Source organism: Streptomyces cupreus (genome assembly GCF_014257025.1).
Taxonomy (GTDB): Bacteria; Actinomycetota; Actinomycetes; order Streptomycetales; family Streptomycetaceae; genus Streptomyces; species Streptomyces cupreus.
This window is the reverse complement of the sequence record NZ_JACMSF010000045.1, coordinates 61,847-76,984: the sequence shown is the minus strand read 5'-3', so window position 1 is coordinate 76,984 and position 15,138 is coordinate 61,847. Positions and strand designations below refer to the sequence as shown.

18 protein-coding genes are annotated in these 15,138 nt (G+C 71.1%); 11 read left to right on the top strand and 7 right to left on the bottom strand.

Annotated elements, in window-relative coordinates; translation table 11 throughout:
* The 4 genes from H4N64_RS44535 to H4N64_RS32315 all read left to right on the top strand — a co-directional run.
* The coding region (locus H4N64_RS44535; protein ID WP_222109661.1) for a hypothetical protein at window positions 1–241 on the top strand (241 nt) is incomplete at its 5' end.
* Window positions 242–305: 64 nt separating this feature from the next.
* A complete protein-coding gene (gene aroA / locus H4N64_RS32325) occupies window positions 306–1,538 on the top strand; it encodes a 3-phosphoshikimate 1-carboxyvinyltransferase (RefSeq protein ID WP_186285994.1) in 1,233 nt (410 codons plus the stop codon).
* A 10-nt stretch (window positions 1,539–1,548) separates the two neighbouring features.
* The gene (locus tag H4N64_RS32320; protein WP_186285993.1) at window positions 1,549–2,184 is read left to right on the top strand and encodes a GNAT family N-acetyltransferase; all 636 of its coding nucleotides are present in this window, start codon (window positions 1,549–1,551) and stop codon (window positions 2,182–2,184) included.
* An 18-nt stretch (window positions 2,185–2,202) separates the two neighbouring features.
* Entirely contained in the window at window positions 2,203–2,769 is a 567-nt protein-coding gene (locus H4N64_RS32315) for an RBBP9/YdeN family alpha/beta hydrolase (RefSeq protein WP_186285992.1), read from the top strand.
* Here H4N64_RS32315 and H4N64_RS32310 read toward each other — a convergent pair.
* The 4 genes from H4N64_RS32310 to H4N64_RS32295 all read right to left on the bottom strand — a co-directional run bounded on the left by H4N64_RS32310 (window position 2,750) and on the right by H4N64_RS32295 (window position 6,503).
* Complete coding sequence (locus H4N64_RS32310) at window positions 2,750–3,985, bottom strand: MFS transporter (protein ID WP_186285991.1); 1,236 nt, start codon at window positions 3,983–3,985, stop codon at window positions 2,750–2,752. The two genes, H4N64_RS32315 and H4N64_RS32310, sit on opposite strands and share 20 nt — an antisense overlap.
* 80 nt (window positions 3,986–4,065) lie before the next feature.
* Window positions 4,066–4,866 (bottom strand): sugar phosphate isomerase/epimerase family protein, encoded by an 801-nt coding sequence (locus H4N64_RS32305; RefSeq protein ID WP_186285990.1) that lies wholly within the window; start codon window positions 4,864–4,866, stop codon window positions 4,066–4,068.
* Between the two features lie 17 nt (window positions 4,867–4,883).
* On the bottom strand, window positions 4,884–5,816 hold the full coding sequence (locus H4N64_RS32300) for a bifunctional helix-turn-helix transcriptional regulator/GNAT family N-acetyltransferase (RefSeq protein WP_186285989.1): 933 nt from the start codon (window positions 5,814–5,816) through the stop codon (window positions 4,884–4,886).
* Window positions 5,817–5,906: 90 nt separating this feature from the next.
* Window positions 5,907–6,503 (bottom strand): dihydrofolate reductase family protein, encoded by a 597-nt coding sequence (locus tag H4N64_RS32295; RefSeq protein ID WP_186285988.1) that lies wholly within the window; start codon window positions 6,501–6,503, stop codon window positions 5,907–5,909.
* A gap of 211 nt (window positions 6,504–6,714) precedes the next feature.
* Here H4N64_RS32295 and H4N64_RS32290 point away from each other — a divergent pair, with 211 nt between their 5' ends.
* The 7 genes from H4N64_RS32290 to H4N64_RS32260 all read left to right on the top strand — a co-directional run bounded on the left by H4N64_RS32290 (window position 6,715) and on the right by H4N64_RS32260 (window position 11,853).
* Window positions 6,715–7,107 carry a hypothetical protein gene (locus H4N64_RS32290; RefSeq protein WP_186285987.1) on the top strand — a complete coding sequence of 131 codons (393 nt, stop codon included), beginning with the start codon at window positions 6,715–6,717 and terminating at the stop codon, window positions 7,105–7,107.
* Between the two features lie 34 nt (window positions 7,108–7,141).
* The gene (locus H4N64_RS32285; RefSeq protein ID WP_186285986.1) at window positions 7,142–7,630 is read left to right on the top strand and encodes a hypothetical protein; all 489 of its coding nucleotides are present in this window, start codon (window positions 7,142–7,144) and stop codon (window positions 7,628–7,630) included.
* On the top strand, window positions 7,627–8,307 hold the full coding sequence (locus H4N64_RS32280) for a permuted SH3 domain-containing protein (RefSeq protein ID WP_186285985.1): 681 nt from the start codon (window positions 7,627–7,629) through the stop codon (window positions 8,305–8,307). Before H4N64_RS32285 ends, H4N64_RS32280 begins: the two co-directional genes overlap by 4 nt.
* Window positions 8,304–9,005, top strand: coding sequence for an ATP-binding cassette domain-containing protein (locus H4N64_RS32275; protein ID WP_186285984.1), 702 nt, complete (start codon window positions 8,304–8,306; stop codon window positions 9,003–9,005). The genes H4N64_RS32280 and H4N64_RS32275 overlap by 4 nt, the downstream gene beginning before the upstream one ends.
* The gene (locus tag H4N64_RS32270; RefSeq protein ID WP_186285983.1) at window positions 9,002–10,195 is read left to right on the top strand and encodes an ABC transporter permease; all 1,194 of its coding nucleotides are present in this window, start codon (window positions 9,002–9,004) and stop codon (window positions 10,193–10,195) included. The genes H4N64_RS32275 and H4N64_RS32270 overlap by 4 nt, the downstream gene beginning before the upstream one ends.
* A 63-nt stretch (window positions 10,196–10,258) precedes the next feature.
* Entirely contained in the window at window positions 10,259–10,663 is a 405-nt protein-coding gene (locus tag H4N64_RS32265) for a hypothetical protein (protein WP_186285982.1), read from the top strand.
* Window positions 10,664–10,800: 137 nt separating this feature from the next.
* Window positions 10,801–11,853 (top strand): ArsR/SmtB family transcription factor, encoded by a 1,053-nt coding sequence (locus tag H4N64_RS32260; protein ID WP_186285981.1) that lies wholly within the window; start codon window positions 10,801–10,803, stop codon window positions 11,851–11,853.
* On the opposite strand, the gene H4N64_RS32255 is transcribed toward H4N64_RS32260, so the two are convergent.
* The 3 genes from H4N64_RS32255 to H4N64_RS32245 are packed head-to-tail and all read right to left on the bottom strand — an operon-like array spanning window position 11,774 to window position 14,900.
* Window positions 11,774–12,604 carry a sugar phosphate isomerase/epimerase family protein gene (locus H4N64_RS32255; RefSeq protein ID WP_336246847.1) on the bottom strand — a complete coding sequence of 277 codons (831 nt, stop codon included), beginning with the start codon at window positions 12,602–12,604 and terminating at the stop codon, window positions 11,774–11,776. The genes H4N64_RS32260 and H4N64_RS32255 overlap by 80 nt on opposite strands.
* Window positions 12,601–13,752 carry a DUF993 family protein gene (locus H4N64_RS32250; protein WP_186285980.1) on the bottom strand — a complete coding sequence of 384 codons (1,152 nt, stop codon included), beginning with the start codon at window positions 13,750–13,752 and terminating at the stop codon, window positions 12,601–12,603. Before H4N64_RS32250 ends, H4N64_RS32255 begins: the two co-directional genes overlap by 4 nt.
* Window positions 13,749–14,900 (bottom strand): Gfo/Idh/MocA family protein, encoded by a 1,152-nt coding sequence (locus H4N64_RS32245; RefSeq protein ID WP_186285979.1) that lies wholly within the window; start codon window positions 14,898–14,900, stop codon window positions 13,749–13,751. Before H4N64_RS32245 ends, H4N64_RS32250 begins: the two co-directional genes overlap by 4 nt.
* Window positions 14,901–15,138 lie beyond the last annotated feature (238 nt).

Genomic DNA, 15,138 nt, shown 5'->3' with positions numbered 1-15,138 from the left:
GCGCGGCCGCATCGAACTTCGCTTTGGCCGCGGCCGGACGCATGGCCCGCAGCTGGACGCATGGCCTGCGGCCGGCGCCATGGCCCGCGGCCAGCGCCATAGCGCGCGGCCGGTGACATGGCCCGCAGTCAACGACACAGCCCGCAGCCAGCGACACAGCCCGCCGTCGGTCACATTGCCGCGGCCGGAGGCCCTTGCCGGGCTGGCTTGTTCCGTGCCCGGTGACATGGCCACGGACTGACGATCCGTCGTCCATCTCGTGGACTTCCGGGCGCCGGGGCACCGCGCCGGGTGATCATGGGGCCATGCCAGTTGTCGACATTCCCGGTTCCAAGTCCATCACCGCGCGCGCCCTCTTCCTGGCGGCGGCGGCCGACGGAGTCACCACCCTTGTGCGGCCGCTGCGGTCGGACGACACCGAGGGCTTCGCCGAAGGCCTGGTCAGCCTCGGCTACCGCGTCGGGCGGACCCCGGACAGCTGGCAGGTGGACGGCCGCCCGCAGGGCCCCGCGGCCGCCGGGGCGGACGTCTACTGCCGGGACGGCGCGACCACCGCCCGCTTCCTGCCGACGCTGGCCGCCGCCGGCCACGGCACCTACCGCTTCGACGCCTCCGAGCAGATGCGCCGCCGCCCGCTGCTGCCGCTCACCCGGGCCCTGCGCGACCTGGGCGTGGACCTGCGCCACGAGGAGCGGGAGGGCCACCACCCGCTGACCGTGGCGGCGAAGGGCGTCGTCGGCGGCGAGGTCACGCTGGACGCCGGCCAGTCCTCGCAGTACCTGACCGCCCTGCTGCTGCTCGGCCCGCTCACCGAGCAGGGCCTGCGCATCCATGTCACCGACCTGGTCTCGGTGCCGTACATCGAGATCACCCTCGCGATGATGCGGGCCTTCGGGGTGGAGGTGACCCGGGAGGGGAACGACTTCGTGGTCCCGGCCGGTGGCTACCGGGCCACCACCTACGCCATCGAACCCGATGCCTCGACCTCCAGCTACTTCTTCGCCGCGGCCGCACTCACCGGCGGCGAGGTGACCGTGCCGGGCCTAGGCGAGGGCGCGCTCCAGGGCGACCTGGGCTTTGTCGAGGTGCTGCGCCGGATGGGCGCGGACGTGGAGATCGGTGTCGACCGCACGACGGTCCGCGGCACCGGCGAACTGCGCGGCCTCACGGTCAACATGCGGGACATCTCCGACACCATGCCCACCCTGGCCGCCATCGCCCCGTTCGCCTCCGGCTCGGTGCGCATCGAGGACGTCGCCAACACCCGGGTGAAGGAGTGCGACCGCCTGGAGGCCTGCGCGGAGAACCTCCGGCGGCTGGGCGTGCGGGTGGAGACGGGCCCCGACTGGATCGAGATCCACCCGGGCGCGGAGCCGAACGGCACGGAGATCATGTCCTGCGGCGATCACCGCATCGTCATGTCCTTCGCGGTCACCGGCCTGCGGGTGCCCGGTATTTCGTTCGACGACCCCGGATGCGTACGCAAGACTTTCCCCGGTTTCCACGAGGAGTTCGGGGCGCTGCGCGCGCGGCTGTGAGGGGTGACGGGTGAGCTTCAAGCTGGAAGGGCCGGTTCTGGAGGGCGAGTTGGTGCGCCTGGAGCCGCTGGAGAGGCGGCACGCGCCCGGACTGGCCCTGGCGGCCGAGGAGAACCGCGACTCGTACGCGTTCACCTGGGTCCCCACGGCCGCCGAGACCGAGGCCTACGTCGATGCCCAGCTCGCCCGCGCCGCCACCGGCATGCTCGCGCCCTATGCCCAGATCTCCACGGCGACCGGACGCGTGGTCGGCACCACCTCCTACTGGGAACCCCGCTCCTGGCACTCCCCGGACCGACTGGACGCCATCGAGGTCGGCTTCACCTGGCTCGCCGCCTCAGCCCAGGGCACAGGCGTGAACACCGAGGCCAAGCTCCTTCTGTTCCGGCACGCCTTCGAGGAGTGGGAGGTCTCCCGCCTCGACCTCAAGACCGACGCCCGCAACAGCCGTTCCCGCGCCGCGATCGAGCGCACGGGCGCCCGCTTCGAGGGCGTCCTGCGCAACTGGTCCCGCTCCTGGGCCCCGGGCGAGGAAGGCCGGCTGCGCGACTCCGCGATCTACTCGATCACGGCCGAGGAGTGGCCGGAATGCCGGGCCCGGTTGGAGAAGCGGCTGTCCGGGCCGACTGGACCAGGGGATCGGTGATCGGAAAGCATCGGCGCCATGACCTCGTACCTCATCCTCCACGGCTGGCAGAACCACCGTCCCGAGGACCACTGGCAGCACTGGCTCGCCGACCGGCTCACCGAGCTCGGCCACCAGGTCACCTATCCGCAGCTGCCCGACGCCGACGATCCCGAACTGGACGTGTGGCTCGGCGAGTTGACGCGCCATCTCGACGGGGTGCGGGTCGTCGTGGCCCACAGCCTCTCCGCCGTGCTGTGGCTGCACGCGGCCGCCCGCTCGCTGCCCGGACTCGGGGACGTCGAGCGGGTGCTGCTGGTCGCCCCGCCGTCCGGGTCCGTCCTACGGCGGCACCCCGAGGTCGCCGCATTCGCCCCGCCCGCCCCGGACTTCACGCTTCCGGGGCCGACGCGTCTGGTCGCGGGTGACGACGACCCGTACTGCCCGGAGGGCGCCCACGCCCTGTTCGCCGAGCCGCTCGGCATCCCGTCCGACATCCTCCCCGGCGCCGCCCACCTCGACCTGGACGCCGGTTACGGCCCCTGGCCCGCCGTACTGGAGTGGTGCCTGGATCCGGCCGCGCCGCTCACTCCGGCTCCGCGGTAGCCCCGTCCCGCAGTTCCGGGGTGCTGGTGGCGACGTAGGCCACCGCGAGGACGCAGAGCAGGCCGCCGGTGATCAGGGCGGTCGCGCCGGAGGTCCAGCCGGCGACCAGACCGCCGCGCAGGTTGCCCAGATGCGGTCCCGCCTGGCCGACGATCTGCTCGGCCGCCGTCACCCGGCCCAGCAGGGCGTCCGGGGTACGGGTCTGGACGATCGTCGTACGGGAGAGGACCGAGACGGAGTCCGCCGCCCCCGCCACCACCAGCAGCCCGAGCCCCACCCAGGCGCTGCTGGTGAACCCGAACAGGGCGAGCGCCGCGCCCCAGACCGCCGCCCCGCACAGCATGACCGCGCCGGGTCGGGCCAGCCGGGTGACCCAGCCGGACAGGCCGGTCGCCGTCACTCCGCCGACGGCGACGGCGGACAGGAACAGGCCCAGGGTGCGCGGATTGCCGCCGAAACGCTCCTCGTTGATCAGCGGGAACAGGCTCATCGGCATCGCCAGCAAAGTCGCGGCGAGGTCGGTGATCAGCGCTCCGCGTACCACCCGGTGGCCGGCCAGGAAGCGCAGTCCGTCCAGTACGCCGTGCAGCCCGGCCCGCGACGGCTCGCCCTCGGGCGGCAGCTTGGGCAGGCCGAAGGCGCCGTAGAAGGACAGGCCGAAGCTGAGGGCGTCGATCAGATAGCAGACGCCGATGCCGAACCAGCCCAGGAACAGACCGCCGAGCGCCGGGCCGAGGAGCATCATCGCCTGGGCGGTGACCTGGTTGAGGGCGAGACCGGCGGCCACCTGGTCCTTGGGCAGCAACCTCGGCACGAACACGCCGGCCGCCGGACCACCGACCGCGCCGAAGCAGGAACCGGCCGCGACCAGGGCCAGGATGCCCGGCACCGGCACGCCGCCGGTGAAGCCCTGCACCGCCAGCAACAGCGAGCACACCGCCTGCCCGACCGTCGCGACGAGGAAGATCCGCCGCCGGTCCCCGCGGTCCGCCCAGGACCCGGCGAACAGTCCGACGACCATCAGGGGCAGCGCCTGCGCGAGCCCCACCGCACCGCTCCAGACCGTGCTGTGCGTCAGGTCCCACACCTGGAACATGACGGTCACCACCGTCATGAAGGTGCCCAGGATCGACGCCGTACGTCCGATCAGCAGCCGCCGGAAGACGGGGGAGGTGCGCAGGGGCCGTACGTCGACGAGGGTACGGGCGAGGCTCATGAAGGCATGGCGGAGCGCGGCTGCGCGGGCGGGATCATGACGGGGACGCTAACCGGCGGCCCCCGCCGTCGGCCAACGATTTACGCGGAGTCGTTGAGCAGCCGGGCCAGATGGTCATGCCCGGCGCCGAGCAACTCCGCCAGCGGCGCCGCCTGTTCGTACCAGCGCTTCTCGTACTCCCAGCACAGCCAGCCGTCCCAGCCGTGCCGCGAGAGCACCTCCACGCACTCGGCGAGCGGCAGCACCCCGGCGCCCAGCGGCAGCGGGGTGGTGTCGGCGGCGGAGGCGATGTCCTTGACCTGGACGTAGCCGAGGTACGGGGCGAGGGCGGCGTACGACTCCGAGGGCTGTTCGCCGCCCAGCCAGGTGTGCATCACGTCCCACAGCGAGCCCACGTTCCGGTGCCCGACCAGGCCGAGCACCCGGATCGCGGCGGCTCCGGTGCGGTGCGAGTCATGCGTCTCAAGCAGGATCCGTACGCCCAGGTCGGCGGCGTACTCGGCGGCGGTGCCGAGCCTGCGGGCGGCCGTCGCGTCGGCGTCCTCGGGGCTCTGGGAGTCCTCGGCGCCGGGGAAGACGCGGACGAAACCGGCGCCCAGGTCGCGGGCGAGGTCGAGCAGGCCGTGGATCTCCTCGATCACCGGTTCGTCGGGACCGGGGGCGGCCACCCGGGCGTACCCGGCGATGCCGAGGACCTCGATGCCGGCCGCCTTGAACTCGGCGGCCGCCGCGACGCGTTCCTCGGGCCGGAGCCCCGGATGCACCGGCTCCTCGGGATGCGCGCGCAGCTCCACGCCGTGATAGCCGTGGGCGGACGCGAGCCGCAGCACGTCGGCGAGGGGCAGGCCGGGGACACCGAGGGTGGAGAACGCCAGCTTCATGGTCGCGACTCTACGTGTCATTCGTGGGTGGTGTGCAGGTCCAGGCGCCAGTCCTGGCCGACGAGATCCTTGCCGAAGGAGCGGTGCGGTTTCTCCGCCGTCAGTACGAAGCCGTGGCGCTGGTAGAGGCGGCGGGCGGCGGCGAGGACGTCGTTGGTCCACAGCACCAGGTCCCGGTAGCCGACCCCGCGCGCGAAGTCGACGACGGCGCCGATCAGCCGATCGCCGATGCCGAGGCCGCGCGCGTCCGGTTCGACCAGGAGGAGCCGGAGCCGGGCGGTGGCCGGCGCCTCGTCCCGTACGCACATCACACACCCGACCGGACGGCCGTCCAGCTCGGCGATCCACACCCGCTCCAGATGTGGATCGTGGTCCTCGGCGAAGTCGGCGACGATCCGTGCGACCAGGCCCTCGTAGTCGGTGTTCCAGCCGAACTCGGCCGCGTACAGGGCGGCGTTGCGCTGCACGATCCAGCCGAGGTCGCCGGGGCCCGGCTCGCGCAGCAGGACGTCCTTGTGCTCCTTGTCGTCCCCTCGGGACAGGATCTCGCGGACGGTGCGCATCGCCTCGGCCAGCCGGGGCCGGTCGGCGGTCGGCACCGCCGACAGCAGCGAGCCGACGGCCTCGTTGGACCGCTCTGCCAGCAGGGCCGCGGTCTCCCTTCCGCGTGCGGTGAGCGTGATCCGGCGGCGCCGGGGATCCTGCGCGGAGGGCGCCCGCTCGACCAGCCCGTCCTGCTCGAACTTGGTCAGGATCCGGCTCAGATACCCCGAGTCCAGGGAGAGCGCGGTGCGCAGGTCGGCGGCGTCCGTCCGCGGGGAGTGCGCGAGCTCGTAGAGCACGCGAGACTCGGTGAGGGTGTACGGGGCGTACAGATGGCGGCTGTAGTCGAGGGCGCCGATGAGGTTCGTGTAGAAGCGGTTGAAGGCGCGGATGTCCTGGACGGTCATGATCGACCCGCTCTCTGATGTGTGACCCAGATGCTTGACTCAGTCAGAGATGTCGTACGGATCGAGCGTAGGACGCCCGCGCCCGCGCGGCTACCCCTCGGCGGCGGGCCGGAAGACGCACACCTGGGCGCCGGTCTTGGCGGTGGTCGTGGAGACCAGTTCCAGCGGGCGCTTTCCGCCGTCCGTGGGGAAGATCGACTTGCCGCCGCCGAGCAGCACCGGCATCACGATGAGCTGGAGCTCGTCGACGAGGCCTTCCTGGATGAGGGTGCGCACCAGCGTGGGGCTGCCCATCATGGCCAGGTCGCCGCCCTCGGCCGCGCGCAGCTCACGGATCCTGTCGACCGCGTCGGCGGCCGGGATCAGCTCGCTGTTGTTCCAGGTCAGGTCGGCGTCGGAGAGGGTGCCGGAGACGACGTACTTCTTGAGGGAGTTCATCCGGTCGGCGAAGGGATCCCCGGCCCGCTCCGGCCACGCCCCGGCCATGGTCTGCCAGGTACGGCGCCCGAAGAGCAGCGCGTCGGCGTTCCCCAGCCCCGCGTCGAAGGCGCCGCCGAGGACCTCCGGGTCGAAGTACGGGTGCGACCAGCCGCCGTGCGCGAAACCGCCGTCGGTGTCCTCCTGGGGACCACCGGGCGCCTGGACGACGCCGTCGAGGCTGATGAACTCGGTGATGACGATGCGCATGGTGGCAACTCCCGTGTCTGCGTTGTGATGTCGGCAATGAGACCGGGGCTGACCCCGGAACTCATCGCTGGGACCGGACGAGATTTGTATCAGAGGCACTCGCATGTCATGATCACGTCCCTGATTGCGGGACCGGCCTGACCAGTTGGTTCCGAATCGCCGGATCAGCCCGACCAGTTGATCCCGAACAACATCTGAATCTGGGGGAATCATGCGCAAGCGCGCCACTTTCGCCATGGCCGCCGTCGGAGCGGCGTTCGCGGCCACGCTCACCTTCGGTGCGGCTCCGGCCTCGGCCGTGATCGACGAGAAGGTCTCCGGAACCGTCTACGACAACGGATGGTCCCACTACAAGGTCAAGCGCTGTGCACGCGCCAAGGTCGTCCTTGAGGTCAACACCTCGCCCGACGACGACCACATGTACCACTACGCCTCCAAGAACCAGGGCGGCGGAGGTTCCTACGGAACCGAGCGCGTCGACGAGTTCACCGACCCGGTCTATCTGAACCTCAAGACCGGCTGCTTCTACCTGAACTCGCGCCAGCAGGAAGGCACCCTCGAAACCGACTGGGAAGACGTCTGGTACGGGGAGATCGACTACTGACGCCCCGCGCGACAGAGACCAGCATGGAGCAAGTGTGAGAACGCACCCCTTTCTCGTCGCCTCCTGCTTCCTGGCGGTCGCGGCCTCCCTCACCGCCTGCGGCGGCGACTCCGAGGCCTCCGACGGCTGGCAGAGCAAGAAGGAGGTGGCCGCCGAGGTGAAGAAGCTGCGTGCGGACACCGAACTGCCCCCCGGCGGACGCTGGAACGCGCAGGTGTCCGGCTCGGACGACGACCGCTACCAGACCGGTGCCGCCGACGCGATCGTCCTCGACGAGGTCCAGTGCGAGTGGTACGCGTACTGGCTCGACCGCACCGAGGCCGCCGACGACAAGTCCGCGGCGACCGCGCTGAAGCACTTCGCCACGCTGCACGACATGCCGGCCTTCAAGGCCAACGACGTGTCGTACCGCGAGGTCGTCCAGTCCGTCGAGGACGCCGCCGGGCTCGGTGACCCCAGCGGGATCCAGGCCTTCGTCAGGGACAACTGCGGCGGCATGCAGGAAGGCAGCGACTACCGGTGAGGCTTCAGCGCTCCGGCCTCGGCCTCGCCGCCGTCGCCGCGGTGTGCGGTGTGGCCGGCGGCATCGCGTCCTGGGCCGTACTGGGCGCCGACGGATCGGACGGGGCAGGTGCGCCGGTCCAGCAGCAGCGCGAGAACCATGTCGAACCCGCCGTGGTGACGGCCCGTACGGCCGACGTCAGCAGCGTGCTCACCATGGAGGGCCAGGTGGTGAAGGAGTCCGGGCACTACACCGCCCGGGCTGTCGTGGCACCGGCCCACCTGTACCGCTTCATCGAAACCCCGCCCACCGCCAAGGTGAAGATCGTGGACGGCCCCGAGCCCTTCACCTGCACGGACGTCACCGTAGGCGCGGACCCGGCGGACCCCGCCGGAGAGGTGCTGCTCACCTGCGCGGTGCCGGCGGACGTGAAGGTGTTCGCCGGACTGCCGCTCAAGGTCGCGGTCCGCACCGGACACGCCGCCGACGCGGTCACCGTCCCGGTCAGTGCCCTGTCCGGGACGACCGGGACGGCACATGTCACCGTCGTCGGCGCCGACGGCCGGCCCGAACGCCGAGAGGTCACCGTCGGTGTCGTCAACGGCGTCGCGGCGCAGGTGACCAAGGGGCTGGCCGTGGGGGAGAAGGTGCAGGACCCCGTGGCGGACGCGCTCACCGGACAGGGGGACATCGGGTGACGCTGTCCCTGCGGGGGGTCACCAAGACGATCCCCCTCGGCGACGGACGGCAGGTCGACCTCCTCAGGAACGTGGACTTCGAGCTGGGTCCCGGCGACTCGGTCTCCGTCGTGGGCCGCTCCGGCAGCGGCAAGAGCAGCCTGCTGAACATCCTGGGCCTGCTCGACCAGCCGACCGGCGGCTCCGTGGAGCTCGACGGGCAGAGCCTGCTCGGGCTGCCCGACCGCAAGCTGTCCATGATCAGGGGCCGGCACATCTCGTTCATCTTCCAGCAGTTCCACCTGTTGCCGAGGCGGACCGCCCTGGAGAACGTGTGGACGCCACTGGCCCACATCCGGGACCGCGCGCTGTGGCGACAGCGCCGCGAACTGGCCGCCCGGGCACTGGCCCGCGTGGGTCTCGCGGGCAAGGAGGACGCCGTACCGGAGACCCTCTCCGGCGGTGAGCAGCAGCGCGTGGCCATCGCGCGTGCGCTGGTCCACCGGCCGCGGTACGTCCTCGCCGACGAGCCCACCGGGGCGCTGGACGGTGAGACGGCCCACGGCGTCATGGACCTGCTCCTCGACGTGACCCGCTCCCAGCGGGCCGGGCTAGTCCTGGTGACCCACGACGTCCAGCACGCGATGGCGACCGACCGTCAGTTCAGGCTCAACGAAGGAACGTTGGCACCTCTGGTGCCGGAGGGGAGCACACGGTGAACAGCGCCCTGCCGTTGCTCTCCTCCGCCTGGCGGGAGCTTCGGGTCCACCGGGTGCGTTCGCTGCTCGCGGGCCTGAGCGTGGTGATCGGGGTCGCGGCTCTGGTCGCCGTGGTCGCGATGGGCGACCTCGGCAGGGCCGCGGTCCAGGAACAGGTGGAGCGCACCGTCGGCAGGCCCGCGACCCTCTCGGTCGATCTGACGGCGAACGGGGAGCAGACCGCCTCCCGGACGTCGGTCGACGACAACGCCGAGTGGATCAGGACGCTGGGCGTGCGAGCGCTGTCGCGTGTCGAGTCGCGCCAGGTCCAGCTCGACGCCGTGGAGCCGTCCTCGGCCGGGCCGCTCGGTACGACGGTCATGGGCGTGGACGCGGGCTACGGCTCGGTCAAGCGCATGGACCTGCTGGCCGGGCAGTGGCTGCCCGAGGGCACACCCGCGCCCTGGGCACCGCCCCTGTACCTCAACGCCGAGGCGGCCGCCCACTTCGGCGGAGAGCACGAGGCACTCGGCTCCCGGCTGTCACTGGCGGCGGACCTGCCGACCCAGGGCATCGTCCTCGGCGTGGTCGACGACTCACGGGGCGAACCGGTCGCCTACACGGACATCCGCTCGCTGCGGAAGTGGTACTCGGAGTCGACGGCCCCGGAGACCGCCGAGATCCTCATGACCGTCAGACCCGCGGACACGGAACAGGTGACGTCCGCCGTGCTGCATCACCTCGGTGCGGCGGGCCTCACGGGCGGCGAACGCGTCCACCGTGTCGACGACTTCGCCTCGTACGAGCGCATCCTCAAGCTCCTCCAGGCGGTTCTGGGAGCCATCGCGGGGATCTCGCTCGTCACCGGTGGAATCGGCCTGATGAACCTGACGCTGTCGCAGATCCAGTCCAGGGTTCATGAATTCGGGGTCCGCAGGGCGTTCGGGGCGTCCCAGTCCCACATCTTCGCCATCATCCTGTGGGAATCCGTCATCCTCACGGCGGTGTCGTCCCTGCTCGGCACGGTGCTGTCGGCGGGCATCTTCAACGCCGTCCTCGCCACGGTGCCGGAATTCTCCGGAGGAATTCAGTTCCCCGTCACGGCGGCCCTCATCGGCAGCTCGGCCGCCGTTCTCATCGGCGTCGCCTCGGCGCTGGTACCGGCCCTGCGCGCCGCACGGCTGGACATCATCCGCGCGATTCGCACCTGACCGAGCGCATCGCGGCGGACCGAAAGAGCACATCACAACTCATCGATCGCAGGAGATCGGAACATGCGAGCACAGAAAACCATCGTCCGGCTCGTCACGGGCACCGTGTGCGCACTCAGCGCCGTCGTCCTGGCCGCCGCCCCGTCGTCCGCGGCCCTCACCGTCGAGCGCTTCTCCGGGCAGCTGTACGACGACGACTGGTCGCACTACAGCAACAAGCGGTGCGCCACGGACCCGGTGAAGTTCTACCTCGACAAGTGGCCCGACAACGACGGCACGCGCCACATCGCCTCCGCCAACCAGGGCGGCGGCGGTACCAAGCGCGGCGAGAAGTACGTGGCCGGCGGCGACAAGACCAAGAAGTCGATGGGCTTCTCCTCCGGCTGCTTCTACTGGAACGCCCGCCAGTACGAGGGCACCTTCGAGGTCGACGGCGACGACAACTTCATGGGTCAGATCGAGTACTGATCACCGAGCGCGGGGGGTCCGTCCCGGGGACGGGCCCCCGGCCCTTTTCTTGCTGTGTCATGCCGGAAGGATCGCTCCGCCGCTAAGCTCACCGCCAATATTTCAGCCGTGGCCGAATCCGGTGGGGGGTCGTGGTCATGGAGACGGAACTGGAGTTCTCGGCGGGGGACCTGGCACGGTTGCGGTTCGCCGTCTCGCCGCTCTGGGAGGTGGGCACCAGCTTTCGGCTGCTCGCCGCCGGACGCGCTCATCCGGTGCATCGCCGCTGGATCGAGCAGGTGCGCCCGCGAGTGGCGGCCGCGGGCCTGGACCGCGACCGGCTCGCCGAGCTCGTACCGTGCGACGGCTATGTCCCCGACTTCCTCAATCCGGCACCGACGGGCCCGGCACCGACCCTCGCGGAGGAACTGACCGCCCTACGGGCCGCCCCCGCAGAGCGGATACGCCGGGACCTGGTCCGACTGGAGCGCGAGCAGGGCCTCTCGCTCGGCCCCCGACTGCGGGCCCTGTACGACGAACCGCAGGCCCAACTCCCCAAGGTCGCCGAGGAGATAGAGACCTACTGGCAGCTCGCCCTCGCCCCCTACTGGGCGCGCATACGGGCGGTACTCGACGCCGACGTCCTCCACCGCGCCCGGCAGCTCGCCGAGCACGGCGTCGCCCACCTGCTGAACGACCTGCACACCGTGGCCGGTTGGGAGGGTGCCACCCTCCGCCTGCGCCAACGCAGGCGCGGAATGTCCCGGGCGGCGGCGGGCGCCGGGCTCGTGCTCGTCCCGTCCGCCTTCACCGGTCCGGGCCTGCTCACCCGGGTCACACCCCCGGACCCGCCCCAGCTCGCCTACCCCGCCCGCGGCACCGGAACGCTGTGGCAACCCCGGCCCACCCCCGCCGCCGACGCCCTGGCCGCCGTACTCGGGCGATCCCGTACCCGGCTGCTGGCCGAGCTGGAGATCCCGGCCGCCACGACCGATCTGGCCCGGCGGACCGGTCTTTCCCCGGCCGCCGTGTCGCAGTCGCTCACCGCGCTGCGGGACGCCGGCCTGGTCAGCGCGCACCGCGCCGGCCGCTGGGTGCTCTACGCCCGCACCGCCACGGCAGACGCGCTGCTCACATCACGTGCGCCAGAAAGCGCTGAGCCGTCTCCGCCAGCACCTCCCGGCCGTCCCGAGCCCACAGCTCGTCGTTGAACAGCTCCACCTCGATGGCACCGGTGTACCCGGCGGCCTCGACGTACCCCTTCCACTCCCGCATGTCGATCGAGCCGTCCCCGATCTGACCGCGGCCGTTGAGCACGCCCTCGGGCAACGGCGTGGTCCAGTCGGCGAGTTGGAAGGTGTGGATACGGCCGCCCGCGCCCGCCCGGGCGATCTGCGCGGGCGCGTTGTCGTCCCACCAGATGTGGTACGTGTCCACCGTGACGCCGACCTGGTGAGCGGGGAAGCGCTCGGCGAGGTCCAGGGCCTGGGTGAGCGTGGAGACCACACAGCGGTCGGAGGCGTACATCGGGTGGAGCGGCTCGATGGCCAGCCGTACCCCGTGGGACTCGGCGTACGGGCCCAGCACCGCCAGCGCGTCGGCGATGCGCTCCCGCGCCCCGTGCAGATCCTTGGAACCGGCCGGCAGGCCGCCCGAGACCAGTACCAGCGTGTCCGTGCCGAGCGTGGCCGCCTCGTCGACGGCCCGGCGGTTGTCGTCCAGCGCCTTGGCACGCTCGTCCGGGTCGATGGCGGTGAAGAACCCACCGCGGCACAGGGTGGTGACGGCCAGTCCCGCGTCCCGGACCAGCTTGGTCGTCGCCTCAAGGCCGTACGCCTGGACGGGCTCCCGCCACAGGCCGACGTTGGTGACGCCCAACTGTCCGCAGGCGTCGACCAGTTCCGGCATCGACAGCTGCTTGACCGTCATCTGGTTGATGGAGAAACGCGCGAGGTCGGTCACTGGTTCACCCCGTACATCGACAGCAGGTTCCGCATCCGCTCCTCGGCCAGTTCCGGGTTCGGGAACAGGCCCAGACCGTCGGCGAGTTCGTAGGCGCGGGCGAAGTGCGGCAGCGAGCGGGCCGACTGCAGGCCGCCGACCATCGTGAAGTGGCTCTGGTGGCCCGCGAGCCAGGCCAGGAAGACCACGCCGGTCTTGTAGAAGCGGGTCGGTGCCTGGAAGAGATGACGGGACAACTCCACGGTCGGATCGAGGAGTTCACGGAACCCCTTGGCGTCCCCCGTGTCCAGCACCCGGACCGCCTCCGCCGCCAGCGGGCCCAGCGGGTCGAAGACGCCGAGCAGGGCGTGGCTGAAGCCCTTGTCGTCACCGGCGATCAGCTCGGGGTAGTTGAAGTCGTCGCCGGTGTAGCAGCGGACTCCGTCAGGGAGCCTGCGCCTGAGGTCGATCTCGCGCTGCGCGTCCAGCAGGGACACCTTGATGCCGTCGACCTTGTCGGGGTGGGCGGCGATGACCTCCAGGAAGGTGTCGGTGGCCGCGTCGAGGTCCGCGGCGCCCCAGTAACCCTCCAGCGCCGGGTCGAACATGGGGCCGAGCCAGTGCAGGATCACGGGTTCGGCGGCCTGGCGGAGCAGGTGGCCGTAGACCTCCAGGTAGTCCTCGGGGCCGGACGCGGCGGCGCACAGGGCGCGGGAGGCCATCAGGATCGCCTGGGCGCCCGCCTCCTCCACGGCGGCGAGCTGCTCCTCGTAGGCGGCACGGACCTCCGCGAGCGACCCCGCGGCGATCTGATCGGTGCCGACCCCGCAGGCGATCCGACCGCCGACCGCCTCGGCCTCGGCCGCGCTGCGCCGGATCAGCTCGGCCGCGCCCACCCAGTCGAGGCCCATCCCGCGCTGCGCCGTGTCCATGGCCTCGGCGACACCGAGCCCGTGGGACCACAGATGCCGCCGGAAGGCGAGCGTGGCGTCCCAGTCGACGGCGGCGGGCGAGTCGGGCGACACGTCGGCGAAGGGATCCGCGACGACATGGGCCGCCGAGAAGACCGTACGAGAGGAGAAGGGGGACCCGGGACGGAGGGCGAGGGGCTCCCGGCGGGGCTCGTAGGCCCTCAACTCCCCATTCGCGTCAGGCAGTCGGATGGTCACAGCGAGATCTCCGGTACGTCGATCCGGCGGCCCTCGGCCGAGGACTTCAGGCCCAGTTCGGCGAGCTGGACGCCGCGGGCGCCGGCCAGGAGGTCCCAGTGGTAGGGGGCGTCGGCGTAGACGTGCTTGAGGAACAGCTCCCACTGGGCCTTGAAGCCGTTGTCGAACTCGGCGTTGTCCGGCACCTCCTGCCACTGGTCGCGGAAGACCTCGGTGGCCGGGATATCGGGGTTCCACACGGGCTTGGGGGTGGCGGAGCGGTGCTGAGCGCGGCAGTTCCGCAGACCGGCCACCGCCGAACCCTCCGTGCCGTCGACCTGGAACTCGACGAGCTCATCACGATTGACCCTGACCGCCCAGGAGGAGTTGATCTGGGCGATGGCGCCGCCGTCCAGCTCGAAGATGCCGTAGGCGGCGTCGTCGGCGGTGGCGTCGTAGGGCTTGCCGTTCTCGTCCCAGCGCTGCGGGATGTGGGTGGCGGTGAGGGCCTGGACGGACTTCACTCGGCCGAACAGCTCGTGCAGGACGTACTCCCAGTGCGGGAACATGTCGACGACGATGCCGCCGCCGTCCTCCGCGCGGTAGTTCCAGGAGGGGCGCTGGGCGGCCTGCCAGTCGCCTTCGAAGACCCAGTAGCCGAACTCGCCGCGGATGGAGAGGATCCGTCCGAAGAAGCCGCCGTCGATCAGGCGCTTCAGCTTGAGCAGGCCGGGGAGGAAGAGCTTGTCCTGGACGACACCGTGCTTGATGCCGGCGTCGGCGGCGAGCCGGGCGAGCTCCAGGGCGCCTTCGAGACCCGTGGCCGTCGGCTTCTCGGTGTAGATGTGCTTGCCCGCGGCGATCGCCTTCTTGATCGCCTCCTCGCGGGCGGAGGTGACCTGGGCGTCGAAGTAGATGTCCACGCTCGGGTCGGCGAGGACCGCGTCGACGTCCGTGGAGATGTGCTCCAGGCCGTGCCGCTCGGCGAGCGCCTTGAGCGCGTGCTCACGGCGGCCGACGAGGATCGGCTCCGGCCACAGCACGGTGCCGTCGCCGAGGTCGAGGCCGCCCTGTTCACGCAGGGCCAGGACGGAGCGGACGAGGTGCTGGCGGTAGCCCATGCGCCCGGTCACGCCGTTCATGGCGATGCGCACCGTTTTGCGTGTCACGTCAATCCCTTCGTAGGTGTCGTACGCGGTGTGTGCGGTCGTGCGCGCCGCGTACGCCCCACCGACTCGGTGTGACTGGTGAGCTGCACAGCAAGCGCTTTCTATACGAGGAGAAGCTAGCCTCTCAACAGCGGTCCGGACAAGACCGTGACGGGGTTGAGTTGTTCGAGGGGGCGAACAAGCGGGGTGCGGGGCCTTATGGTCTGCTCGGCACTCCGGAACCACATGGGGGCGGGGG

Coding starts and splice junctions, on each gene's coding strand:
- H4N64_RS32295 (WP_186285988.1), bottom strand. CDS start 6,503: ATGCGCATCGTCATCACCGAGTTCATCAGCCTCGACGGCGTCGTCCAG.
- H4N64_RS32310 (WP_186285991.1), bottom strand. CDS start 3,985: ATGAGCCTCGCCCGTACCCTCGTCGACGTACGGCCCCTGCGCACCTCC.
- H4N64_RS32265 (WP_186285982.1), top strand. CDS start 10,259: ATGCGAGCACAGAAAACCATCGTCCGGCTCGTCACGGGCACCGTGTGC.
- H4N64_RS32300 (WP_186285989.1), bottom strand. CDS start 5,816: ATGACCGTCCAGGACATCCGCGCCTTCAACCGCTTCTACACGAACCTC.
- H4N64_RS32290 (WP_186285987.1), top strand. CDS start 6,715: ATGCGCAAGCGCGCCACTTTCGCCATGGCCGCCGTCGGAGCGGCGTTC.
- H4N64_RS32260 (WP_186285981.1), top strand. CDS start 10,801: ATGGAGACGGAACTGGAGTTCTCGGCGGGGGACCTGGCACGGTTGCGG.
- H4N64_RS32315 (WP_186285992.1), top strand. CDS start 2,203: ATGACCTCGTACCTCATCCTCCACGGCTGGCAGAACCACCGTCCCGAG.
- H4N64_RS32305 (WP_186285990.1), bottom strand. CDS start 4,866: ATGAAGCTGGCGTTCTCCACCCTCGGTGTCCCCGGCCTGCCCCTCGCC.
- aroA (WP_186285994.1), top strand. CDS start 306: ATGCCAGTTGTCGACATTCCCGGTTCCAAGTCCATCACCGCGCGCGCC.